This is a genomic window from Nostoc sp. (assembly GCF_036919615.1).
Lineage (GTDB): Bacteria > Cyanobacteriota > Cyanobacteriia > Cyanobacteriales > Nostocaceae > Nostoc.
This window is the reverse complement of sequence record NZ_JBALCN010000081.1, coordinates 1-23,214: the sequence shown is the minus strand read 5'-3', so window position 1 is coordinate 23,214 and position 23,214 is coordinate 1. Positions and strand designations below refer to the sequence as shown.

Genomic DNA, 23,214 nt, shown 5'->3' with positions numbered 1-23,214 from the left:
AATCGATGACAAATATCCCAATCGAAGGCATTTTCCCCAGTGAGAAGCCGCACCACGAAACGACCAACGGCTGGAAGAAATACTTCAGCTTTAGCACCGACCACAAAGTCATTGGTATTCAGTACCTTGTTACTTCTTTCTTCTTCCTTCTCATTGGCGGTATTTTTGCGATGGTGATTCGGGGAGAACTGCTAACACCCGAATCAGATTTAGTCGATCGCACCGTCTACAACGGTATGTTCACCATGCACGGCACTGTGATGCTGTTTTTGTGGACATTTCCCTCACTAGTTGGTTTTGCTAATTATCTAGTGCCTTTAATGATTGGGGCGCGAGATATGGCATTTCCCCGCCTCAACGCCGTTGCCTTTTGGATGGTGCCAGTAGTCGGGATTTTGATGATGGGTAGCTTTTTGGTTCCTGGTGGCCCAGCCCAAGCGGGTTGGTGGTCTTATCCACCAGTCAGTCTCCAAAATCCCACAGGTAACTTAATTAATGGGCAAGTTGTCTGGCTGTTAGCGGTGGCAATATCCGGCGTATCCTCAATTATGGGGGCAGTTAACTTTGTCACCACCATCGTCAAGATGCGGGCCCCAGGCATGGGCTTCTTCAGAATGCCGTTGTTTGTCTGGGGAGTATTTAGCGCCCAAATCATCCAACTTTTCGGACTACCTGCACTAACAGCTGGCGCAGTTATGCTGCTACTCGACCTCACAGTTGGTACTAGCTTTTTTGACCCAGCCAAGGGTGGGAATCCTGTTATGTTCCAGCATTACTTCTGGTTCTACTCCCACCCCGCCGTTTACGTGATCATTCTGCCCGTCTTTGCGATTTTCTCAGAAATCTTCCCGGTTTATTCTCGTAAACCCCTGTTTGGCTACAAGGTAGTTGCTATTTCATCAATCTTGATTGCAGTAGTCAGCGGTATTGTTTGGGTACATCATATGTACGTCAGCGGTACACCAGGCTGGATGCGGTTGATTTTCATGCTGACAACAATGTGCGTGTCTGTACCTACGGGCATTAAAGTATTTGCTTGGGTGGCGACCATCTGGGGAGGTAAGCTGCAACTACATACACCGATGCTGTTCGCCCTGGGTGCATTGGTAATGTTTGTCTTTGCAGGTATCACAGGCATCATGCTTTCCTCTGTACCTGTGGATGTCCACGTTAATAACACTTACTTTGTAGTGGGTCACTTCCACTACGTTCTCTACGGCACAGTGACAATGGGCTTATTTGCTGCCATCTACCATTGGTTCCCGAAGATGACTGGGCGGATGTACTCCGAAAGCTGGGGTAAATTGCACTTCTGGCTGGCATTCATCGGCACCAACATCAATTTTTTGCCTATGCACCCCTTGGGATTACAAGGGATGTTACGCCGAGTTTCCTCCTACGCCCCGGAGTATCAATTCTGGAATATTATTGCTAGCCTCGGCGGATTTTTGTTGGGAATATCTACTTTGCCCTTCATTTTCAACATGGTGATTTCTTGGATGCAAGGTGAAAAAGCACCTGACAATCCTTGGCGGGCAATTGGATTAGAGTGGTTAGTTTCTTCTCCACCCCCAGTAGAGAACTTTGAAGAAATTCCGATCATCATTTCTGAACCCTACGGTTACGGTAAGTCTAAACCATTGACAGCCAACCTACGCGAAAGCCACTCAACATTGACAAGCCCAGAATAACGCCAAATATCAGGAAGACGCAGAAATCCTCCACGTAACTCTGCGCTTCCCTTTGCGTTCCTATCCTACGGGAAGGTGAAGCGCCTATGCGTTTCAAATTCAACCCTTAAAGTAAAAAAGAATTCCACCAATGGACAGTTATATCAATTCAAATGAGTTGCATCAAATAGACGCAGAACATAGCCACGATGAAGAAGGCAACAAGATGTTTGGCTTCATTGTGTTCCTGATGTCTGAAAGCGTCATCTTTTTAAGTTTTTTCGCCGGATATATCATTTATAAAACAACGACTCCTAACTGGCTACCAGCTGGTGTTTCAGGATTAGAAGTTAAAGATCCAGCAATCAACACAATCATTCTAGTTGCCAGTAGCTTTGTCATTTACTTAGCAGAAAAAGCCCTTCAACGTCATGACTTGAAAGGGTTTCGCCTGTATCTCTTGGCAACGATCGCAATGGGAAGTTACTTTTTAGTTGGACAAGCGATCGAATGGAGCCATCTGGAGTTTGGCTTCACCTCCGGGACATTCGGTGGTACATTCTACTTGTTAACAGGCTTCCACGGTTTGCACGTTCTCACTGGCATTTTGTTGCAGATAATTGTTTTGGGTCGCTCTTTCATCCCTAGTAACTACGACACAGGTCATTTTGGTGTAAATGCCACCTCTATTTTCTGGCACTTCGTCGATGTTATCTGGATTGTTTTGTTTGTGCTGATTTATATCTGGCAATGACACTCTGTGATCTGAGGTTTTTGTGCAGAAGATAGCTTTGCAGGATAACGGCTCAAATCAGCGGCAGCAAAAAGCCTTAAACTCAGCACCAATCACTTTCAACTCTCCGCTGCATTTGAATTTATTATACCGCCCGCCGCTTTCTCGGATGTTTACGCAAGTTCTTTCCCGACTATTACACGCGCTCCCGTTACAGGATCTCTCCGGTAAGTAGTTCGAGTCCGTAAGCTATAATCAATTATATTTTCTGTACATCTGCGTTCGCAAGTTAAAGTTTATACAGATTCGCTAATCTGCTGTTGAAGTTGCTGTACTTCCTCAACCGATAAACCTGTTCCACGAGCAACGGCTTCGACTGATAAGCCATCTCGTAAAAAGTTGAGCGCGATCGCTCGCTTTTCTTGTTTCTGCGACTCTTCCTGGATAGAACGGTAAACACTTGATTCTTGCATGATGTCTCTTCTCAGTACACGATAAACAACCTCATTCTCTAATCTTATCCCAGCTAGAATCGCTGAGGCAGCGGTCAAATTGGCTCTGCGCGAATGGGTTCGAGGGAGAGTTCGGAGGGTTTTAGCTCCGTCAGCGTAATAGACTCTCCGAGTAGCCAACTGGCAAAGTCGGCTGAGAAGTTTTCAGCAAGGAATCGACAGGTATCGTCATACATTCATAATTGTCTGGAAAATAACATAAATGCTTGATTTCCTACCCAATCTTGCTTATACTTCCCAATGTAAGTTTTTCTTGCGTGAGTAAAAAATATTGGCACATAGATTGGTAGGAAAGTGGAATGATCAATTATTGGGGTGTGTGGAATAGGTGTTTGCTAAGTTTGGTAGCAAGTGTTTGCGTCGGTTTGGGTAGTAACCTAGTTAAGCAAGAGCCAACTCTTGCACAGTCCCCAGTGAATAAAGAAGCGATGCCTGCGGCGGGCTACGCCTACGCATCGCTAGTCAGAAAAACCTCTGTTCAATCTGCTTTAGTCACCAAATGGAAAGCGAAGCGATCGCAAACACTCATATCAGAAGTTGGCCAACTCAATTCTATAGAACGTCCCCTCAGTGGCAGATCATATGTATTGAAGGTCAACAGACTAAAGAACTTGATTGCCCAACTAAGTCAAGCCATAACAAATGTAGTGTCAGTTACAGATGTGAAGGTGAATACCACTGATAAGGGGATAGAGTTAATTTTAGTTACAGCTAACTCAAAGAAATTGCAAGTTTCACCGAAGACAGAGGGTAACTCCTATATTGTAGATATTCCCAATGCTAAGTTACAGCTTGCTGGTGGGGAGAATTTCCGACAATCAAAGCTAGTAGCAGGGATTACTGAAGTAACAGCTGCAAATATCGGTAATAACACTCTACGATTGACAATTGTAGGAAACCAGGGTGCGCCACAGGTGGAGTTATTTGATAGTGATACTGAAGGTTTAGTGTTTAAGGCAAGTACGACAGCTTCTCTACGGGAGGCTACGCCAACAACTGCACAGCAGCCAACAACTACGCCTGAGCAAAACCAAAAGCCAATAGAACTAGTAGTAACTGGTACCCCAGACACAGGGTCTAGGTATCAGGTTCCCGATGCGACTGTGGGAACTCGGACTAATAGGCGGGTACAGGACATTCCTCAGTCGATTCAGGTAGTTCCGCGGCAGAGTTGGCAAGATCAAGGAGCTGTTAACACCATTGATGCCTTAAGAAGCGTCGGTGTTATCCAAGCCGCTAATTCGCCGACCAATGGTGATGTCTTTACAATTAGAGGTTTTCAGACGAGCAACATCCTTCGCAATGGTCTTAAAGACTATACAGCAGGAGCAGTATCAGGACAATCTCAACTTGCCAACATTGAAAGGTTAGAAGTTCTCAGGGGACCAGCCTCTGTCCTTTACGGTCAAGGCAATCCGGGTGGCACAATTAACTTTGTCACCAAGCAGCCGCTGAGTGAGCCTTACTTCGCCACCAGTATGACTTTTGGCAGTTATAGTTTCTATCAACCAACCTTAGATATCTCTGGCCCTCTCAATTCTGACAAAACGCTGCTTTATCGTTTAAATACTTCTTACATCAGCACAGAAAGTTTTGTTGACTTTTTTTATAATCAACGTTATCTGATTGCACCCGTTCTGAGTTGGCAAATAAGTAAGAATACAAAGCTGACTTTTGAAGGCGAGTTCCGAGATCAGCAGCAGGCCCATAGAACGGGGCTACCTGCTGTCGGAACTGTCTTGCCTAACCCAAACGGAGAGATTCCACTCAATGTCAACACATTAGATGAAGGTGCTACAAACAATCGTCGTTCCATGCTATTGGGCTATAACTTTGAACATCGGTTTAGTGATAATTGGTCTTTGGTAAATGCTTTTAATATTAGGTCTCTAAGATACAGAACAGATACTGCCAATCCTGGCTCTCTACGACCCGATCAACGTAGCATAAACCGCACACGGCAAGACTATATAGGAGCACCTGCTGCTGATGACGAGTATGCTTTAGACAATCATGTGGTAGGTAAATTTAAAACTGGCAGCCTTCAGCATGAATTAGTTGCTGGCTTTGACTTATACAGAGATATTGTTCAGTTCGATCAAACGATGCGGTCTCTTGCTCCTCTAGATTTATTTAATCCTGTCTACGGTCAACCCCCTGGTGGTATTGTTTCTAGAATTAATCAGAAAACTAAAAACGACCAGCTCGGTTTTTATGTTCAAGATATAGTCTCACTTACCAATAACCTGAACTTGGTTCTAGGCGGACGCGGAGATTTTGTCGATAATAAAGTTACCAATTTTTTAAGGGCAAGTGGCAATCAAAGTCAATCTGACTTTGCATTTAGTCCTCGTGTAGGTCTTGTCTATAAGCCTATCCCACCCGTTTCACTCTATGCCAGCTACAGTGAATCATTCTTCCAGAATGTTGGAACTACGTTTGAGGGTAATTTATTTGAACCTAGTCGTGGTACTCAATATGAAGTAGGAGTTAAAGCTGATTTCTTCAGTGGCAAGCTATCTTCAACCCTGGCTTTGTATCAACTGACTCAATCCAATATTTTGACGACTGACCCTAATCATCTCACTTACTTTATCGCAACAGGGGAACAACGCAGTCGAGGTATTGAACTCAATATTACGGGGGAAATCTTACCAGGCTGGAATGTGATTGCCTCCTATGCATATACAGATGGACAGGTAACAAAAGACAATCAATCTGCTGTTGGCAATCGACTGGTGAACGTCCCTGAAAATAGCGCGAGTTTGTGGACGACTTACACCTTTGCCAAGGGGAATTTACAAGGGTTAGGGTTTGGACTGGGTTTGTTCTATGTCGGCGAACGACAGGGGGATCTGATCAACTCGTTCTTCAGTCTACCCAGTTATTTACGCCTTGATGCTGCTGTCTACTATCGACTAGATCACATTCGCTTCGCGCTTAACCTCAAGAATCTGTCTGATGTTCAGTACTTCACTGCCCGAAATATCAACCTTGTTTATCCTGAAGATCCATTTATTGTAGAGGGAACGGTGAGTTGGGAGTTTTGACAGGGCAATAGTGGAATGGCACACTTGAAAAATTGATTATTTCCAAATTTTGATGTTTTAGAGTATTTATGTCTAATCATATCGATGTTGTCTGGATCAGTTCTAGTCATGTATTGCAGCGTTTTGCTCGACCATTATTATAATACATGTCGCAGTATGTGAATGTGGAGCAGTGGGAATATCACTACCATAAAGATGAAGGTATATACCCCGGATTCCTCTTGCACAACCAAGACGCGATCGCTCTAACATAACTTGTATCTTCTTGACTGTATATGCCTAAGTTCTGCTTTGTTGTGCTGCTTACGCTGTTGGTGATTTTTGCTTGCAGTTCCTTTGGTCGTCAATTACCAACCCGCGACATAGGCGTCGTTTCCTCAAATCAGATATCACCGCCCGTCCATGTAGTCAAACACGCAATGGGTCAGACTCTAGTTCCCGTCCATCCTCAACGAGTCGTCGTCATAGATCCGTGGCTTGTGGAAATACCTCTAGCTCTGGGAGCCAATCTGGTAGGTGCTCCAGATCCAACTAAAACTCTCCAAGGGCTAGGTTTAAACGATAAGCACCCAGGCGTTGAAAACATTGGTGCGATTCTGACGCCGCCGAATATGGAGAAGGTTATAACTCTCAAGCCCGACTTGATCTTGGGCACGACGCGGAACCGGGATACTTACAGTTTATGGTCTCACATTGCACCCACCGTTCTGCTGAAAGTGCAAAGCAATGGAGACTGGAAACAACCGTTTATGCCAGCAGCAAAAGCTTTGGGGAAAACCGAAACAGCAAAACGTTTAATAGATAACTATAACGCACGCTTAACCGAGTTTAAACAAAAGATAGGATCTCGACTCAAAAAAACTTTAGTTTCCGTTGTGCGCCTGATCCCAGAGACGATTAACCCGTTAACTAAGGGTGCATTCTCTGGAGTAATTTTAGAGGATGCTGGTTTAATCCGTCCTCCTTCGCAAAATCTGGATGCTAAAGCAACTCAAAAGAAAGCAGGCAACCCTGTTGGCTACAACATCTCTCCAGAAGTCCTCACCCAGATAGATGGTGATATTCTATTTATAGTACGCTACGGCTTCAAAGATCCAGCCCAGTCAAAGATAGCTGTCAATAAACTTATGGCAGAACCTCTGTGGTTAAAGCTTAATGTTGTCAGGCAGGGTAAAGTTTATGTAGTTGATGATTATTATTGGCTTACAGGTAGCTACATATCAGCTAATCGAGTGATTGATGATTTATTTAGTTATATCTTGCACCCACTGAAAGAAACCAGGAGTAAATGAATAAAGCATCGAGAATGCGGGTAGGCAAGCCACCAAATGTACCATAGTGTAGGGAAAAAAAGAATTGAGGACGCATAGCCGCTTTATGGCTTGTCGCTAGACATTGCTTACGTAAGAAACTCCCAAACCAAAACCTAGCCTATTAATTAAAAAGATGTTAACTGATCGCTTTTTCAACAAGTAATGCGATCGCTAAAATGATTAAATTCTTTAGCTGAGTTATTCACGCTCACCTCAACCGAAGAATAGCGATGCCGAACACAAATTGCAATAAACCAATCGGTGCAAAAAGTAAGATTGAGCAACTAAAAACAAGTCGATGAAACTCTGTTAAATGATATTCAATCTAACTCTAAACAAGCGAACTCTGATTGAGCGCATTAGCCAACTTGCACGCGATAAGTTCGCCTCTCGTGCCGCTGGTTATGACTACAATGCTAGCTTCCCAAGAGAAGATTTTGAAGACCTTTTTCAAGCAGGTCTGAATGCGCCTGTTGTGCCAATTGAATACGGTGGTCTAGGGTTAGGACATGATAGCGATATCTTTACCCTATGGATGATGACTAAGGAACTGGCAAAAGTGGATTTATCCCTAGCCCGTTGCTGGGAAGGACACGCAAATGCCCAAGTTTTACTAGCGGCTATGGCTAATGAGTCTCAGAAAAAGCGCTGGTTTGAGGGTATTGTCCAATGCGGAGAGATATGGGCGGCTTGGAGTGGAGAACCCCAGTCTCAGATTCCAGGTCAAAAAGCCAGCCTTGGGACAAGGGTGCAAGTGGTAGATGAGGGATACATCATTGATGGCACAAAGGTATTCGCCACCAGTGCCCCAGAAGCACAGTGGGCAATTCTCTTGGTCAACACAGCAGGACCTGGGGGAGCACGTCATAGCAATGGCTCACCAACATCAGTATTGTTACTAGCCTGCAACTTATCCGACCCCAGTATTAGCTTTGATGATAGTTGGTGGCAGCCAATTGGGATGAGAGGTACAGTGAGTTACTTAGTTCGCTTTGAAGGTACTTTCATCCCTAAAGAAAACTTGATTGGCTATCCAGGACAGTACATCCAACAGGAGTGGCAAACGCGGTTTACGCCTCTGTATGGCGCTGCTTTTCTCGGAGCTGCTGAAGGAGCCTATGATTATGCTTTAACATACATCAACAAACAAGAAAAAGGACACGACCCCTACGTACAACACCGAATTGCTAAGGCAGCAATTAATATAGATACTATGCATCTCTGGCTGCGGCAAGTAGCTACTCTTTGGGAAACAGGCCAGGTTTTAAGGGCAAAACAAGCAGGCAATCGCGCCCGTTACATAACTGAACAACTAGCTTTGGAAACGGTGAACGACTGCATACACGCTTGTGGAGCTCGCTCCTTGATTAAACCGAGTCCTGTGGAGCGAATATTACGAGATTTATCCTTTTATGTATTGCACGATAATTGCGATCGCGTTTTGTCCTCAATTGGTCAGGAAATTCTCGGGCAATCCTTTGATCGTGCCTATTTCAACACCCACCCAAATCGCCAAGAAGACCTTACGGAGTAAAATTTGCAATAAAAATTATATTGGAGATATTGAGGCAACTTGTGGTAGAAAAGCTTGATCGTGCGATTCTGTCGCTTACCAAATTATTTGTCAAGCAACATCATGGTTGATTTTTTCATCCCAAGGAGCAGGTTTACTGACTTGCTTCCATACAGGACTATACAAGGCTTCATATAATTCTCGTGCCAGTTCTACCAGCCCCATATAACCAGCGTAGGCATGATGGCGTTCATGGTTAACATCCAAAAAAGGAATTTGTGCTTTGAGTGCTGTATATTTATTGCCAGTTCCAGTAATCAACACATCAGCTTTTGTATTCTTTAGAACTTTTAGTAATACTTCCGGGGTTGCTTCAGGCAAAAGAATGCCATCTTGACCAAGATATTGTTTAATTTTGGCTTTCTCCTCTTCTGTAGTCTTTGCGTTAGTGGTAGCAATCACTTCCATTCCCAAATCTTTGGCGGCTAAAATAATCGACCAAATTTTTACACCACCAGTACAAAGAATAATCCGTTTGCCTTTCAACTGGGCACGGTAGGGAGCTAGGGCAATATCTAGGGCTGCGTTTTCTTCTTTTATCAACCATTCTGTACGTTCTTGAAGATATTTATCCCCTAATGTTGCTGCAATATTTCGCAAGCAATGGTTTAAGTTTTCCACACCGAAGAAAGATTCTTCAATATAAGGAATTTCATAAAGTTCTTTCATTTTTTGCGCCATTGGCAGCACTACGTTTGAGCAAATGACTACATTCAACTTGGCACGATGAGCATAGCAAACTTCTTTATAGTGAGCATCACCTGTAATTTTGGAGAGAACGCGTATACCCAATCTCTTGAATAGTGGTAAAACATTCCATAAATCACCAGCAACGTTATACTCACCAATAATATTGATATCGAAAGGGGTGGTAAATTCTGGTTCTGCCGTTCCGATTACATATTTCAATAAAGTCTCATTGCCGATGCGATTACCTAAATTTTTACTACCAAGAAATCCAGGCGAATTTACATAGACAACTGGAATATCAATTTTCTGTGCAGCCAGTTTACAGATACTATCAATATCATCACCAATCAAAGCGGTAATACAAGTAGCGTAGACAAAAACAGCCGCAGGATTATAGCGTTGAGCAACATCGAGAATAGCTTTGTACAGTTTCTTTTCACCACCAAAAATGACATTATTCTCACCAAAGTCAGTAGTAAAAGCAGTTTGGTATAATTGAGAGCCTGATGAGAGGCTACCATGAGTCGCCCAAGGATTATGAGTACAAGCAACAGCACCATGTACTAAATGAACAACATCAGTAATAGCTCCGACAGAAACCATCGCTCCATCTAAAGGGCAATTTCCTTGGTTTCCACCTGGTTGCGGTGATTTTGTGCAAGTTAGTTTTTTATTGTCACCCAATTTTTTTGGGTTATGTTTGCAAGCTATTTCGTTGAGTGGTTTATTGATTGTTACTTGAGTATTTTTCATGCCTTTCCTCGTACTGAAGATTAATACAAAAGGGTCAATATTTAGGAGCTAGAAGGCGCGGTGTTACTTGGTAAATTATTTTTTAGCTCTATTTATTAGCCTAAAATCTGCTCTAGCTGCTCTAGGTAAGCAACATCCGAAATCTTTAATCCGAGTAGTGCGGATCTCAAGAAGTACAGTTTTTGCTACTAACAGCACGAACACAAAAATGAATGGAAATTGTTTTTTGGGTCTATATCGATACTAAATTGGCAAATGGTCATTTAATTTGTCAAGCGACACAATAAATATTATTGAAGGTTTTGTATTCTTAGAATAAAAATTCTTTGATATACTTGATTTCAAAATCCTAACAACAATTATAATTAATAATAGTAAAATTGATAACATTAGCGTAAATTTACATTGAAATATCAGGAATATAAACAGTTATAAACAGACAGTTTTGTCTAAGGTTATTCAGAGATAGATAAAATATTCATTAATTAAAATAGACAGAATAGTCTAACTATGTATGAGTTAATTATAGATATTTGTTTTGGATAAATCGTCGATAATTGCTTAACTCAAGACAACAAAAAAGCGCAATAGCTCCGCTCGCCGTAAACATCACTTTGAGGCTATATCTGCCGAGGAAGTGAGCAATGGCAACGGTAGCGTTAAACATCTAGCTTCTGACTTTGTAAAGGAAAACAAGATGCAGAATTTGAGAAAAAGACTAAACTAGTGTTGAACGCGGCTAAACCAACATTATCGCCGCTGTTTATTAAATTCAGGCAGTTGTTTATTGAATTCGGACAGTCGTTTATTGAATTCGGGCAGTTGTTTATTGAATTCGGGCAGTCGTTTATTGAATTCGGGCAGTCGTTTATTGAATTCGGGTAGTCGTTTATTAAATTCGGGCAGTCGTTTATTGAATTCGGGCAACCACCTAGAATTCACGGAAAATAATTTATTGCTAATTTCTTGCCCTTTTTAAAACGGGAGCATCCCAAATGTGAAAAATGCCCTTAGATGTCTACGCAGAATTAATTTTCACTCCTATGTCTATTTATAATTGCGATCGCTAGGTCAAAAACTCACAGAAATTGTGCCTAGCTGTAAGATTTACGCACCCTTTTTATGATGGGCTGTACTTAGGGTGGTGCAGCGATGCCTACGCAACTTACTGACTAAAGGCCCCTGCTGACCATCCTTTTTGGGTCGAACTTGATATTCGCCTGTGAATGTAATCTTAGTGCGATCGCTCACTTGCCAGGAGACCACAGGAGCTAGAAAGCATTTTTGTTCATCTATTTCAGTAATTCCTGTAACTAGTTTTTCCGAACGAAATCTAAAAGCCTTGCCCGAAGCTAAACGTAACTGCCTACCAGATACATCGACAATAAAATTATTGCCCATACTGCGATTTATCACTTGCAGTTGATCCCCCTGAGGTGTCTGTAAAATTATCTCCACACCTTTATCAGTTAGATTAGCTTTAACTCCAGTGATTTGCACTGTCGCAGTTTCTACCTGAGCCAGCCCGTTTTTAATAGAACTTACGCACCAGTTACGGAATAACGAACCGCAGAGGCGCAGAAAAGCCAGTGCGTTGGGCGGGTTCCCCGACTTAAAGCAACTGGCACGACACGGAGAAATCAGAGTTTCAGAGATATTTTGCGTAAGTCCTATTTAACTATCCTTGCAGGAATTTGAACATCGTGGAGGCGCAGAATTATTATCAGGAGAGTTTTTTGGGCGTAGCGTTTCCATATTTGCCACTTCTGCCCTAACTGCTTGCCCACATAGTAGTAGAAATGCGATCGCCAGACTGCCAATGCCCCTAGTGTAATTTGCCCATATCCGTTTTGCCATCTTCACACCCAAAGCGGTTTTTTCAAACAAAATGTGAAAGCATTGCTATCAGGTAAACGTAACTGCCTGCCAGATATATCTGCAATAAAATTATTGCCCGTACTGCAATTTGTCACTTGCAGTTGAGTCCCAACAGAGGTTCGAGGTTGAGTTGATAAGGAGCTCCGATATGTTGCGATCGCACCCTATTTTGCCATTGGGATTGGGTAGAACAGTCCCCTCGTATAATTAGAACGTGAATTCCTTGGAAACATTGAAATATCAAATGCAAAGTAGGACGTTCAGTTAATTGATTGAGTTGATTTTTAACTGTTGCTTTTTGAGTTTTTAAAGTAGTTCTTACTTACCAATACCTATGATTTTACTCATCTTAATTATCAATATATTTAAGTAGTACTATTCTAGAATTAAAGTTAATTTTCCTATCAGTATTTCTCTGACCAAATGAAGTATGGAATGTGGGGTTAAGGATATTTATAGGTTGGGTTAAATGAACACGAACAGCCTCCTGTAGGGAAGTGAAACCCAACAAATCACGAAAAATGTTGGGTTTCGTTCCTCAACCTAACCTATGCAGGTTAAGATTTTTGGCTTTAATAGGACTTATGCAGAGGACACGGAGGAATAAAAGTTTGAGAGGTTTTTTGCGTAAGTCCTATTTAACTCAAACGTATTGACCCTGTCCCTATGAAAAATATAGGTAATGACAAGGTCTTTAATTCCAGCGTTTACATGGGTACACTTAGTGTTAAACCCTAGACTTCTTAGACAGCAAACCTTATGAGCTTTTTTAGTCTAAATGCAAGGAGGAACTTCATCTTAGTCCGGCCGATAGTAAAACTCTCGACACAGAAAATTGGGTTGACTGCCATCCTTAAACTTGTGAAACGCAGCAATGACCCACAAATCTTTGTTCATGTTCGCTGCCAACAAGGATTCCACTGAATCGTGGTCGTATGTTGCACAGAAAGCCTTCTCATTGATATTATCTACAAACGGTGTCACCTCAGTCTCACCCCAATCTTTGAGGGACTGGGCACCATAAGCGTGCATAATAATTTGCTCATTATGCTTAGTTAGAGTAAATTTCTCGATCCATGTAGTCTTGGTGTTGGAGTTTATCCAGGTTCCTAAATAAGGCGTGAAATCAATCACGGTGTCCTTGGGTTGGTTTCCATAAATTTCGTTTCGTTCCATCTTGAAATCTTCCTCTTCTTACTAACGATGAAAAAACTCACGGGCAAAATGATCAGTTCGACCACTACCATCTACATAGCGGGTATAGGACTGAATGACCAAGATTCCCAATTTTTGGTTTGCCACCAGATGTGTCTCAATCCCGTCTAGCTTGTAAAAAGCGTGGAATCCTCCTGCGATAAGTGAGGTTCCTACAGCGTAAGGCACCGCCTCAACCTTACCCCAGTCAATAGGTGAGGGTTCATTGGCTCCATAACCCTGAAACACAAGGCGACCGTCTTGTTCAGTCAGAACCACCCGCACCAAATAATTGGTATCCGATTTAGTATTGATCCAGTTACCGACTAAAGGCGAGACTTCTATCGGCTCCTTGATACTAGGGCGTTGGTCAGCCTGCATATAGTGTGCGTGTTGAGTTGTTTGTGTCACTAGCTAACTCTCTAATGAATAAATTACAGCATTTTAATAATAAATATAAACTACTTTTTAGCGTATATTTAACTAAGATAATATTTTATTAATAAATTAAGTTAATAGGTACTGGACAAAATAGCAACTAACAGAGAAAAAATTTGTTTCCTAAATACAATATTTCATAAGTTAGTAGCTGTATTTCCTCAATATTATCCCTGCTCTAATCACTGATTAAAAGCTATTGTAGGATTGTTCCAACCCAGATTATTTAAGTATAGCGATAGCCAGATGAGTTAGAACGCCAATGACATAATGCTGCAATCATATTTACTCGCCCTTAGCGTCGCCCAGACTTGAGGACATGAAACCTTTCTCCTCGCTCATTCCAGCCATAGCCATAATCGTCTCGATTATCCATGCCAGACTCATCGACATAGACAATTTCATCGCAATTAAGCAGAACTATCTGAGCAATAAACTTTTGCCGTTTAGACTCGCAGCGTTCTTGATAGCCGTAGGTCTTTTTTTTCGCGTGAAACCGATTTTCTCTAAGGCACGAGATATCGTGCGAGCACTAATTTCGCCCTCCCATAGTTGTGCCATCTCAGCTTGAGTTTGTTCCCCATGCACTTTCACAAAGGCTCGAAATTTCTCCCAATGGATAATTTTATGGCTGTGACCAGGAGACTGATTCCGCCTTGCTTGAAAATCTCCAGTTTCTGCAAAGCGTTTCAACCATAGGTCAATGGTGTTTCTACTGATGTTAAACAGTTCACTCGCTTCACTTTTCTTCAACCCATTCAATTCGATCGCTTCAATTACCTTTTGCCAGAAATCGTAACTGTAAGGGTTTGGCATTGTTGGTCAGTCCTGATCGAGGAATGAAACACACTTTCTAGTTTAGTACAAGTGCGCTCACTAGCCGCTCAGTGACCATCGTAGACATTGCCTCAAAGTTGCAAGCATTGTGTGCGCCGGCATCCGCATATAACCATATTTAAGATAATAACTACAAATTCTGATTCCGATGAAACACATCAGCAATTAATTTTCCAAATGCGATCGCTAATAAAAATCTGATGATTAATATCATGTCCGGCAAATTACTTGTGATATGTCATTGCGAGTGCAACGAAGCAATCGCAAGGGTTTGGAGATTGCTTCTCTACGAGACGCTCCGCGAACACTTCGTACCCTACGGGAACGCCAAGGGCGAACGCAATGACAATTGTTTAACCGGACATGATATAACATCCAGGCACGGACACGTTGCACGAAAATATTTAGGTTTTAAATCGTTGATTTACAAAATCAGGAAAACTTCTGTATTTAAAAATACAAAAATTTGAAGTAAATCAAGGAAAAACTTTTTATTTCTGGCAATTATTTTTGCCATACGTATGGTATTCTTGCTAAAAGGGAATAAAAAACAGTAACAAACTAACAAAAAGTATGAAATTACTTGACTTCTTGCCCACAACAACATAAATCTGGCAAGTATATTGACAATATGTAGGCAAAATTGCAAAAGCATTAATAAAACTTCCAGTAGAAAAGCGCAGATTAGAAGACCTTGCTATTACTTAGATAGTTAAATGTGTCTACTACAGTTTTTTGTAATAGACATCTCCAGAAATTAGGTTTTCATCTAAACAGGATAAGGGTTTGAGATTCTTTTTCGGAGATGTCTAATAGAGAGATACAGCCTCATGAAGCAGGATATGAATATTTGCAATAACCTGAAGGCACTTAGGAATCGTCTGGGCATAAGTCAGCAAGAACTAGCTAATATAGCTGGCGTAACCCGTCAGACTATTGGTGCTGTGGAAACGGGACAATGTGCTCCTTCTGTTACTATTTCCTTGCGTTTAGCTAAGGCACTTGGTTGCCAAGTTGAGGATTTATTCTGGCTAACAGAGGAGGATTTACCCAAAATTGAGGCGATTATTGCCGATTCGACTCCTAACGTACGGCAATCACAAGTTATTCTAGCGCGGATTGGAGATCAATGGATAGCTTATCCCCTAGTAGGCAGAGATGCTTTTCGCATCGAAATGATTCCATCTGATGGTGAAATAGTTGCAGTGAGCCACCCGATTGTAGGGAGTGGCGTTAGCGACGTAGGAGCGTCACCTGTAAAGGTGAACGGGTTCCCCAGTATTAAGCAAACTGCCATTAGCGATAGCGCAGCGTTAACGTACCCCTGTGGGGAAGCAAGCTCAAGCCACGTGCAGGGTCTCATAGAGAGGAGCGAGCGTCAGAACGAGCTTTACCCCGAGAGTGAAGCACAGAGCCAGACAGGTACAAATAAAGTCCTGGTTCGACTTCTGGATAATATGGACAAATTGCACAACACAGTTGTGATTGCTGGTTGTACACCTGTGCTTTCCCTCTTAGCAAGAGCAACTCAACGCTGGTATCCGCAACTGCGAGTTCATTATCGTTTCACCCATAGCAAGCCTGCATTGCGTAGTCTGTGCCGAGGTGAAGTTCACATTGCAGGGATGCACTTATATGATCCCGAAACTGGGGAACATAACATTCCCTTTGTGCGAGAAGCTTTAGCTGGTAGGAATGCAGTTTTAATCACCCTTGGAGTTTGGCAAGAGGGATTATTAGTCCCACCAGGAAACCCAATGGGAGTTAAAACAGTTTCTGACTTAGTAGAATTTGGAGCAACTGTTGTTACCCATGAAGTGGGTTCTGGCAATCGAATGCTTTTAGAACGGAAACTCCAAGAAGAACAAGTGCCATTAGAGGCTGTGAAAAGATTTGACCATATCGTTCACAACCATCAAGATGTTGCCTTATCTATAGCCTCAGGAATTGCTGATGCAGGTATCAGTACGGCATCTATAGCTGCTACCTTTGGTTTGGGATTTATTCCCCTTCATAGTGCGCGATACGACTTGGTGATTCTCAAGGAATACTTGCAAGAAGCACCAGTACAGCAGTTTATCAATATCTTAGGAAATCGGCTAGTGCGATCGCAATTACAAATTATCGGTGGCTATGACATCAGCAAGACTGGGGAAGTTGTAACAAATCTTTAGTCCTTTTGTATAACAGCTTATTACTCTGTCAATGGGTAAATCTTATATTCTTAGAGGTTCTATGATTCGGAGGATTTTCATTGCATTTTTGGCGTTTTGCTTGGCAATTCTGAGTGCCGAAGCTAGTGATTTACTAATCAAGCAAAAGCCAGTTATTGCACAGTCCCCAACGAGTAAAAATTTGATTGTGGGGATGACAACCAGCATTCAGGACAGTGGGCTGCTAGATGATTTAGTTCCGGCGATTGAAAAGAAAACAGGATATAAACTCATTGGCAAGACTACACCGAAAAACACTCTGCTATTCTAAATCCGTGGATATGCTTAAACATTCAATTCGATTACTACTTTATTATTTAAAGTATCGTGAAATACTCGTATTTACCTAATTCATCCCGCATTTATGCAACGCCCTGATTACAACTATCGTTATGGAAGTAGGAAAAGGAAATTACGATGTGGCGATGGCGATCGCATACATTCTACTCCTGATTACATACACGGTTATCTTGTTGCTGACTATCCTACAGCATGACATAAATTATATATTCCTGGAGGTTCCATGATTCGGAGAATTTTCATTGCATGTTTGGCTTGTTGCTTAGTGATTCTGAGTGCTGAAACTAGTAATATACTGGTCAAGCAAAACCCAGCTATTGCCCAGTCCCCAGCGAATAAAAATGTAATCGTGGCAATGACAACAAGCATTGAGGACAGTGGGCTGCTAGATGATTTGGTTCCAGCGATTGAAAAGAAAACAGGATACACTTTGAAAAAGGTTGCAGTCGGCACAGGGCAGGCTTTAGCTTTAGCTGAAAAGGGTGAAGTTGACGCACTGTTCGTCAATTCACCGAAAGCTGAACGGAAAGTTTTGGCAGGTGGTGCAGTGATTAATCGTCACTTGGTAATGCACAATGACTTTGTGATCGTCGGGCCAGATGCTGATAAGGCAAAGATCCGAGGGAAAAAGAATGCTGTAGAAGCATTCTCTTTGATTGCTAAAAATCAAGCCTTGTTTATATCGCGGGGTGATGACTCAGGTACTAACAAGCTAGAAAAAGATTTATGGCAACAGGCAAAAGTCACACCATCTGGCAGTTGGTATCAGCAAACAGGTTCAGGAATGGCAGAAACTTTGCAAGTTGCTAATCAAAAACTGGGATATACCTTAGCAGATCGGGCAACATATATATTTCAAAAGAAAAACCTGTCTTTACCTGTACTGGTGCAAGGAGATAAAAAACTGTTAAATCTCTACCATGTTATGCAAGTAAATCCTCAGAAATTCCCCAGGGTGAATAATGCAGGAGCTAAAGCTTTTATTGATTATGTCTTATCTCCTGAAGGACAGACACTGATTGCAGCCCACGGGAAAAAAGAGTTCAAACAACCGCTATTTTATGTTGATGCAGGTAGAACGGAGAAAAATTACGGCTTTTAAACAAACTTAAGCATCAGATCATCAAGGGTTGCTCTACTGCATATTTCAGTATTCTTTTGCAATTTTTTTAGAGATTTGTGAATACAATCATCGAGGGAGCTTTGAAAGCTTTTGAGCTATTAACCGATGGCGATAGTGACGTTTTCCAGGTGATGACAATGACATTGTTTGTATCTGGAACAGCTACAGCCATTAGCGTTTTACTGGGACTACCATTAGGACTGTGGCTAGCATTAGTGGATTTCGTCGGCAAGCAGACTCTGAATAGTTTGATTAACTTTGGTATGGGATTGCCACCTGTCGTAATCGGCTTAGTGGTCAGTGTATTTTTGTGGCGGTCTGGGCCGTTAGGAAATCTTGATCTAATTTATACGCCCACAGCTATGATTGTCGCCCAAGCAATCATTGCTTTTCCAATTGTAACTGGCTTCAGTTTTACAGCAATTGTCAGTATTAATCCGAAACTACGTTGGCAACTGTTGTCAATGGGGGCAACACAGTGGCAAGCAAACTTGTTGTTGATTAAGGAAGCACGTTTAGGATTAATGGCTGCTGTGATCGCCGGTTTTGGTCGCGTCATCTCGGAAGTTGGTGCATCTATGATGGTGGGTGGCAATATCAAGGGACAGACAAGAGTTTTGACAACAGCGATCGTTACGGAGGTAGGGAAAGGAAATTACGATGTTGCGATGGCGATCGCATACATTCTCCTGATCATCACATACACCGTTATTGTATTGCTGACTATCCTACAGCATGACAGGAAGATTCTATGAGTACTAATGAGTATGTCCTAAATATGCGGCAGGTGAGCGTTGATAGCAAAACACGTAAAAATATCCTGTCAATTGAAAATTTTGCTGTCCATCCAGGAGAACTTGTCGCTGTGCTTGGCCCCAATGGCGCTGGCAAAAGCACTTTATTAAGAACAATCAATCTCTTGCAACCTTACCGTGGTGAGATGCAATTATTTGGGCTGGATGTCCGTAATACCAATAAAACATTGTTGCGTCGTCGTTCGGCTTTGGTATTTCAGGAAACATTACTACTGGATGACACTGTTTTTAATAATGTTGCCAAGGTATTAAAGTTTCGCGGAACACCAACACATAAGATTAAGCAAACGGTACATACTGCACTTGCAACTTTTGGTTGTGAACACCTGGCAAATCAGTCAGCTCGTTCTCTGTCCGGTGGTGAAGCAAAGCGGGTTTGTATTGCCTGCGGGTTAGTTGCTAATTCCGAATTGCTGCTTTTAGATGAGCCTTCTGCCTCTTTAGATGTGGGAATACGTCCCCAGATGATCGAGAAAATTAGACAATGGGCCCAAGCTAGGGGATCAGCAGTCATATTAGTCAGTCATAATTTTACAGATATACTGCATTTTGCTGATAGAGCGATCGCTTTATTTGACGGCTGTATTGTACAGGATGATAACTTGGAAACCATCATCCGCCGACCAGTTAACGAGCAGCTTGCCAGACTGGTAGGGATAGATAATATTATTCCGTGTCGGGTACAACGGAGTAGCCGTGGTTGTTGTATCAAACTTGCAAACGGGATAGAGTTTTTATATCCTGGGGAAATCACAAAGCCAATTACTGCATGTTGTTTATCTGGCGATACTTTCAATCTTTACGATGTAAGTTCTTCAATATTGCATAAACCTTGGTCAGTAATTATTGAAGGGCTAATAGAACGGATTTTAAATGGTATTGGGATTTGTAGTATTTGGGTTAAGGTGGGAGAACAAACTTTAATCGCCAGAGTGCCTCGGAATCATATATCCGGCAATGTATATCCCCATCAAATGATTAAGCTAGCATTCAATGCGGCAGATGCACATTTTGTTTAAAAAAATAGACGATTTAGCATTGCACAGACAAGAGATGAAATCTATTAGGACTTACGCACAAGCAACGGAAAATCGAACCACAGCTGATATCAAATAAATTGCGATCGCTGTTACAAACGCCTCTGGGCAATCAATGCTGAACTCCCACAGGTAACTTTCCTACTACTGTCTTCACCGAGGACTAAGCAGCATAAAGGCAAAACACAGCAGCAGCAAGCAACCTCGAACTTAGCACAACCTCACACTTAAGCCACCTAACTATTTATTAGACGGAAAATTTCCGTCTAAATATCTTGTGGATAACCATATATAACATTTACAGATATTTATTTTAATGTTATGCAGAATTTTTCTATCAGGACTTACGCAAAAATTGGCAAAAAGCTTAATTTATCGAACTGCCAAGATGCTAAGAACACCAAGGATTCGTGGAGTGTGTGTAAGTTTTATTTATATAATTAATGTCGATAGCCGGGTATTATACAGAATTTTTCCGTATAAGTATCTGATTTGGCGTAGTTATACACAATTTTTACATCTAATACCCTATTGCGGTGGCTCACCAACCTACATTAGTTTTAGTTTTGAGCTTTAACTAAACTGTATTGCGTGATAAATAATAATTTATTTCATAAAAGTAGCAAAATACTCTAAAATTTGACACATGGCAGTATTTATATTACTAAAATCATCATCCCGTGCCAGCATTTCTTCGGGTTTCTGAATATATTCACCTGCAACTAATTCCGAAGCACAATTTTCAATAATCTGCCTAACGCTGTCTTGAGTTGATTCTAGGTGAAATTGTAAACCTAATACTCTATCTCCATAAATGAAAGCTTGATTTGCACATACTTCATTATAGGCTAGTCGTACAGCACCCGAAGGTAAGTCAAAAGTATCACCATGCCAATGAAACACAGGCAAAGACACAGGAAATGAAGCAAAAACAGGGTATTTTTGTGCTTCTGTTGTCACTTCAATCGGATACCAACCTATTTCTTTTTCTTGACCTTTGTAAATCTTGGAACCTAAAACATCAGCGATTAGCTGCGAACCAAGACAAATGCCGATAACTATTTTATTCTTCCTAATTGCTTCTTCAATAAAATGTTTTTCCAACGTCAACCAGGGATACTTATCATCCTCGTAAATATTCATCGGGCCACCCATTACTATCACCCAATCTAGGTCATCAACAGATGGTAAAGTCTTACCGTTATAAAACTTAGTTGCAGAGAGAATATAATCTTTCTTTGTCGCCCACTGTTCAATGCTAGCAAGTCCTTCAAATGGCACATGTTGCAAGTAATGAATTCTCATCCCTGACTGCTCCGAACTTAGTTGCAGTGTGATTTTTTACATTAAATCATATAATAGACCTCATGTAACGCCGGATTTTGATGCAGTCTGGATTAATGCTGCCGCCACTTTTTTCGCCTGTGAAGCGGTTGACCAACTTCCTTCCATCATTGCAACCACGATCGCACCTTGCACCAACAGAAGTAGTTGCCTAGCTAACTGTTCCGGTGATGAAACTTCTGCAGATTGAGCAAGGCTCTTGATGTAGTGGTAGATCGATTGTTGATGCTCTAATGCTACTCGATGTCCAGGATGGTCAGCATTGGCTAGTTCCACTGAAGCATTAATGAATGCACAACCTCGGAAATCTGGACTCTCAAACCATTCCCGCAGAGCATCAAATATTGCTAGTAGTTGTTGAGATGGGTTAGAAGCTTGTTGCTCAATCGTGGTTTTGAGCCATTCGCACCATTGTATATCCTGTTGTTGCAGCCACGCTTCAATCAATGCATCTTTTGACTTGAAATGATTATAGAGCGACATTTTAGCAACGCCAGATTCCGCAATGATTCTGTCAATACCGACGTTGCGAATTCCCTCTCGATAAAACAAGCCTGATGCTGTATTTAGGATGCGATCGTGAACAGATTTACGGGGTGTTTTCGGTTTAGTCATTTAGATCACATCCTTGAATAATGTGTAATTTTTAAATACTTCATCAATAATACTGACAAAGATTTTCCCAATTTCAGGAGTGTTTAAACCTGAAGCTTGACTAGATTTTTGAAGTTAGGCTGTAAACGTGTCAAATATTTCACACTTCTGTTAGGCTTTTACGTCATAGCCATTATATATAGTGTAATTATCAGAAATAACTACACCGCTATACCTTAATTTTCAACTCTATACAATAATGTGTATCACCAGGATAAATTAACAAGAATTGAAAATTGGAAAACACCCTTAACCATTCTTTGATTCCTTTTAAAGACCAGGGTGTTTCATCCATATGGATGTTGAATTAAGTTTGTTTTATCCAGATGCTTAGATTGTAAACACTGTTATCAATTGCTTATTCTATTCTTTCATTCCCCAAAGCTTTGATTCTTTTTAAGGATTTAAGAAAAAACTATCTGTAAAAAATAAAGGGTTTTTCCCAAAAGTGATTGATGAACTGCAAGCAGACCAGAGTCCCCCCGAACTCCGGAACTGCTACCGATCAAGTACTTTCACAATCCTCCAGAGACTTGTGGAGCAAGACCATCAGTTCATCAAATCATTGGTTAACTTATGGGATTTGGCTTTTTCACTAGAGCGCAAGTGCTTGGAGATCCTTTATGCTTTAGCGATTTCGATTCCCTATAAATAAAGAATATCATACATCTGGCCAATTTACTTGCGCTGACAAATTAATTTACAAAGAGTATTCGTGGTTACAATTACTCATCAGCTAGAGAGCTGAAAAGCCAATAATTGCGTTATTCTGTTGTTTCGACTTGAGCAAATATCGCTGATTTCCCCAAGTGAAACATCCAGAATAAAGATAGTAACTCAATAATTTATCTATTCATTTATAGTTAGAATAGTCTGTCTATTGAAACTACTAAACTCTTACGTGTATAAGAGTTTTAGTTACTTATAATTTAGACAGAACTGTCTATTTATAACTGATTTATCTCTATTTTTCCAATATTTATTTATGTGATTGTTACTAGATTGACTATTATTAATTAAACCGGGTGATAGGATTTTGAAATCAAGGAAGTCAAACAATTTTCTTGCTCAAACCAAAGATATAGAA

Annotated in this window: 18 protein-coding genes and 3 pseudogenes; 13 read left to right on the top strand and 8 right to left on the bottom strand. The window is 41.4% G+C overall.

Annotation, left to right across the window (positions count from 1 at the left end; translation table 11 throughout):
- Positions 1–5 precede the first annotated feature (5 nt).
- Together ctaD and V7K48_RS22900 are read left to right on the top strand one after the other, a co-directional pair.
- Positions 6–1,691: a cytochrome c oxidase subunit I gene (gene ctaD, locus V7K48_RS22905; RefSeq protein ID WP_335075649.1), complete on the top strand. Its 1,686-nt coding sequence runs from the start codon at positions 6–8 to the stop codon at positions 1,689–1,691.
- Between the two features lie 130 nt (positions 1,692–1,821).
- Entirely contained in the window at positions 1,822–2,424 is a 603-nt protein-coding gene (locus V7K48_RS22900; RefSeq protein WP_335075647.1) for a cytochrome c oxidase subunit 3, read from the top strand.
- Between the two features lie 275 nt (positions 2,425–2,699).
- Here V7K48_RS22900 and V7K48_RS22895 read toward each other — a convergent pair whose 3' ends face one another.
- A complete protein-coding gene (locus V7K48_RS22895; protein ID WP_335075645.1) occupies positions 2,700–2,876 on the bottom strand; it encodes a hypothetical protein in 177 nt (58 codons plus the stop codon).
- Positions 2,877–3,214: 338 nt separating this feature from the next.
- On the opposite strand from V7K48_RS22895, the gene V7K48_RS22890 reads away from it, so the two are divergent.
- The 3 genes from V7K48_RS22890 to V7K48_RS22880 all read left to right on the top strand — a co-directional run bounded on the left by V7K48_RS22890 (position 3,215) and on the right by V7K48_RS22880 (position 8,812).
- Positions 3,215–5,965: a TonB-dependent siderophore receptor gene (locus V7K48_RS22890; RefSeq protein WP_335075643.1), complete on the top strand. Its 2,751-nt coding sequence runs from the start codon at positions 3,215–3,217 to the stop codon at positions 5,963–5,965.
- 275 nt (positions 5,966–6,240) lie between these two features.
- Positions 6,241–7,257, top strand: a complete 1,017-nt coding sequence (locus tag V7K48_RS22885; protein ID WP_335075641.1) for an iron-siderophore ABC transporter substrate-binding protein — start codon at positions 6,241–6,243, stop codon at positions 7,255–7,257.
- 334 nt (positions 7,258–7,591) lie between these two features.
- Positions 7,592–8,812 (top strand): acyl-CoA dehydrogenase family protein, encoded by a 1,221-nt coding sequence (locus tag V7K48_RS22880; RefSeq protein WP_335075639.1) that lies wholly within the window; start codon positions 7,592–7,594, stop codon positions 8,810–8,812.
- 90 nt (positions 8,813–8,902) lie between these two features.
- Here the strand turns inward: V7K48_RS22880 and nifE are convergent, their stop codons facing one another.
- Positions 8,903–10,294, bottom strand: a complete 1,392-nt coding sequence (gene nifE, locus V7K48_RS22875; protein WP_335075637.1) for a nitrogenase iron-molybdenum cofactor biosynthesis protein NifE — start codon at positions 10,292–10,294, stop codon at positions 8,903–8,905.
- Between the two features lie 1,293 nt (positions 10,295–11,587).
- Positions 11,588–11,830 (bottom strand): annotated as a pseudogene (locus V7K48_RS22870) (AMIN domain-containing protein); the annotation flags it as partial.
- A gap of 148 nt (positions 11,831–11,978) precedes the next feature.
- Here V7K48_RS22870 and V7K48_RS22865 point away from each other — a divergent pair.
- Complete coding sequence (locus V7K48_RS22865) at positions 11,979–12,128, top strand: hypothetical protein (RefSeq protein ID WP_335075635.1); 150 nt, start codon at positions 11,979–11,981, stop codon at positions 12,126–12,128.
- An 842-nt stretch (positions 12,129–12,970) separates the two neighbouring features.
- Here V7K48_RS22865 and V7K48_RS22860 read toward each other — a convergent pair.
- From V7K48_RS22860 to V7K48_RS22850, 3 genes and pseudogenes are all read right to left on the bottom strand, one after another.
- On the bottom strand, positions 12,971–13,348 hold the full coding sequence (locus V7K48_RS22860) for a hypothetical protein (RefSeq protein ID WP_335075633.1): 378 nt from the start codon (positions 13,346–13,348) through the stop codon (positions 12,971–12,973).
- Positions 13,349–13,369: 21 nt separating this feature from the next.
- Positions 13,370–13,777, bottom strand: a complete 408-nt coding sequence (locus V7K48_RS22855) for a hypothetical protein (protein WP_335075631.1) — start codon at positions 13,775–13,777, stop codon at positions 13,370–13,372.
- 325 nt (positions 13,778–14,102) lie between these two features.
- Positions 14,103–14,620, bottom strand: a pseudogene (locus tag V7K48_RS22850) (IS630 transposase-related protein); the annotation flags it as partial.
- Positions 14,621–15,471: 851 nt separating this feature from the next.
- Between V7K48_RS22850 and V7K48_RS22845 the strand changes: the two are divergent.
- The 7 genes and pseudogenes from V7K48_RS22845 to V7K48_RS22815 all read left to right on the top strand — a co-directional run bounded on the left by V7K48_RS22845 (position 15,472) and on the right by V7K48_RS22815 (position 20,111).
- A complete protein-coding gene (locus V7K48_RS22845; protein WP_335075629.1) occupies positions 15,472–16,815 on the top strand; it encodes a substrate-binding domain-containing protein in 1,344 nt (447 codons plus the stop codon).
- Positions 16,816–16,876: 61 nt separating this feature from the next.
- On the top strand, positions 16,877–17,125 hold the full coding sequence (locus V7K48_RS22840) for a hypothetical protein (RefSeq protein ID WP_335075627.1): 249 nt from the start codon (positions 16,877–16,879) through the stop codon (positions 17,123–17,125).
- Positions 17,088–17,204: pseudogene (locus V7K48_RS22835) on the top strand (IS1 family transposase); the annotation flags it as partial. The gene V7K48_RS22840 and the pseudogene V7K48_RS22835, both read left to right, overlap by 38 nt.
- A gap of 14 nt (positions 17,205–17,218) precedes the next feature.
- Positions 17,219–17,350, top strand: a complete 132-nt coding sequence (locus V7K48_RS22830) for a hypothetical protein (RefSeq protein WP_335075625.1) — start codon at positions 17,219–17,221, stop codon at positions 17,348–17,350.
- Positions 17,351–17,377: 27 nt separating this feature from the next.
- Positions 17,378–18,256 carry a substrate-binding domain-containing protein gene (locus V7K48_RS22825; protein ID WP_335075623.1) on the top strand — a complete coding sequence of 293 codons (879 nt, stop codon included), beginning with the start codon at positions 17,378–17,380 and terminating at the stop codon, positions 18,254–18,256.
- 77 nt (positions 18,257–18,333) lie between these two features.
- Entirely contained in the window at positions 18,334–19,032 is a 699-nt protein-coding gene (locus V7K48_RS22820) for an ABC transporter permease (protein WP_335075621.1), read from the top strand.
- A complete protein-coding gene (locus V7K48_RS22815; RefSeq protein WP_335075619.1) occupies positions 19,029–20,111 on the top strand; it encodes an energy-coupling factor ABC transporter ATP-binding protein in 1,083 nt (360 codons plus the stop codon). Before V7K48_RS22820 ends, V7K48_RS22815 begins: the two co-directional genes overlap by 4 nt.
- Positions 20,112–20,735: 624 nt before the next feature.
- On the opposite strand, the gene V7K48_RS22810 is transcribed toward V7K48_RS22815, so the two are convergent.
- Together V7K48_RS22810 and V7K48_RS22805 are read right to left on the bottom strand one after the other, a co-directional pair.
- Positions 20,736–21,434, bottom strand: a complete 699-nt coding sequence (locus V7K48_RS22810) for a type 1 glutamine amidotransferase (RefSeq protein ID WP_335075616.1) — start codon at positions 21,432–21,434, stop codon at positions 20,736–20,738.
- A gap of 60 nt (positions 21,435–21,494) precedes the next feature.
- Positions 21,495–22,088 (bottom strand): TetR/AcrR family transcriptional regulator, encoded by a 594-nt coding sequence (locus V7K48_RS22805; protein WP_335075614.1) that lies wholly within the window; start codon positions 22,086–22,088, stop codon positions 21,495–21,497.
- Between the last annotated feature and the right edge of the window lie 1,126 nt (positions 22,089–23,214).

What these genes read in the sequence shown, in the direction of transcription:
- ctaD (WP_335075649.1), top strand. Translation starts at nt 6, where the DNA reads ATGACAAATATCCCAATCGAAGGCATTTTCCCCAGTGAGAAGCCGCAC.
- V7K48_RS22900 (WP_335075647.1), top strand. Translation starts at nt 1,822, where the DNA reads ATGGACAGTTATATCAATTCAAATGAGTTGCATCAAATAGACGCAGAA.
- V7K48_RS22895 (WP_335075645.1), bottom strand. Translation starts at nt 2,876, where the DNA reads ATGCAAGAATCAAGTGTTTACCGTTCTATCCAGGAAGAGTCGCAGAAA.
- V7K48_RS22890 (WP_335075643.1), top strand. Translation starts at nt 3,215, where the DNA reads ATGATCAATTATTGGGGTGTGTGGAATAGGTGTTTGCTAAGTTTGGTA.
- V7K48_RS22885 (WP_335075641.1), top strand. Translation starts at nt 6,241, where the DNA reads ATGCCTAAGTTCTGCTTTGTTGTGCTGCTTACGCTGTTGGTGATTTTT.
- V7K48_RS22880 (WP_335075639.1), top strand. Translation starts at nt 7,592, where the DNA reads ATGATATTCAATCTAACTCTAAACAAGCGAACTCTGATTGAGCGCATT.
- nifE (WP_335075637.1), bottom strand. Translation starts at nt 10,294, where the DNA reads ATGAAAAATACTCAAGTAACAATCAATAAACCACTCAACGAAATAGCT.
- V7K48_RS22860 (WP_335075633.1), bottom strand. Translation starts at nt 13,348, where the DNA reads ATGGAACGAAACGAAATTTATGGAAACCAACCCAAGGACACCGTGATT.
- V7K48_RS22845 (WP_335075629.1), top strand. Translation starts at nt 15,472, where the DNA reads ATGAAGCAGGATATGAATATTTGCAATAACCTGAAGGCACTTAGGAAT.
- V7K48_RS22840 (WP_335075627.1), top strand. Translation starts at nt 16,877, where the DNA reads ATGATTCGGAGGATTTTCATTGCATTTTTGGCGTTTTGCTTGGCAATT.
- V7K48_RS22830 (WP_335075625.1), top strand. Translation starts at nt 17,219, where the DNA reads ATGCAACGCCCTGATTACAACTATCGTTATGGAAGTAGGAAAAGGAAA.
- V7K48_RS22825 (WP_335075623.1), top strand. Translation starts at nt 17,378, where the DNA reads ATGATTCGGAGAATTTTCATTGCATGTTTGGCTTGTTGCTTAGTGATT.
- V7K48_RS22815 (WP_335075619.1), top strand. Translation starts at nt 19,029, where the DNA reads ATGAGTACTAATGAGTATGTCCTAAATATGCGGCAGGTGAGCGTTGAT.
- V7K48_RS22810 (WP_335075616.1), bottom strand. Translation starts at nt 21,434, where the DNA reads ATGAGAATTCATTACTTGCAACATGTGCCATTTGAAGGACTTGCTAGC.
- V7K48_RS22805 (WP_335075614.1), bottom strand. Translation starts at nt 22,088, where the DNA reads ATGACTAAACCGAAAACACCCCGTAAATCTGTTCACGATCGCATCCTA.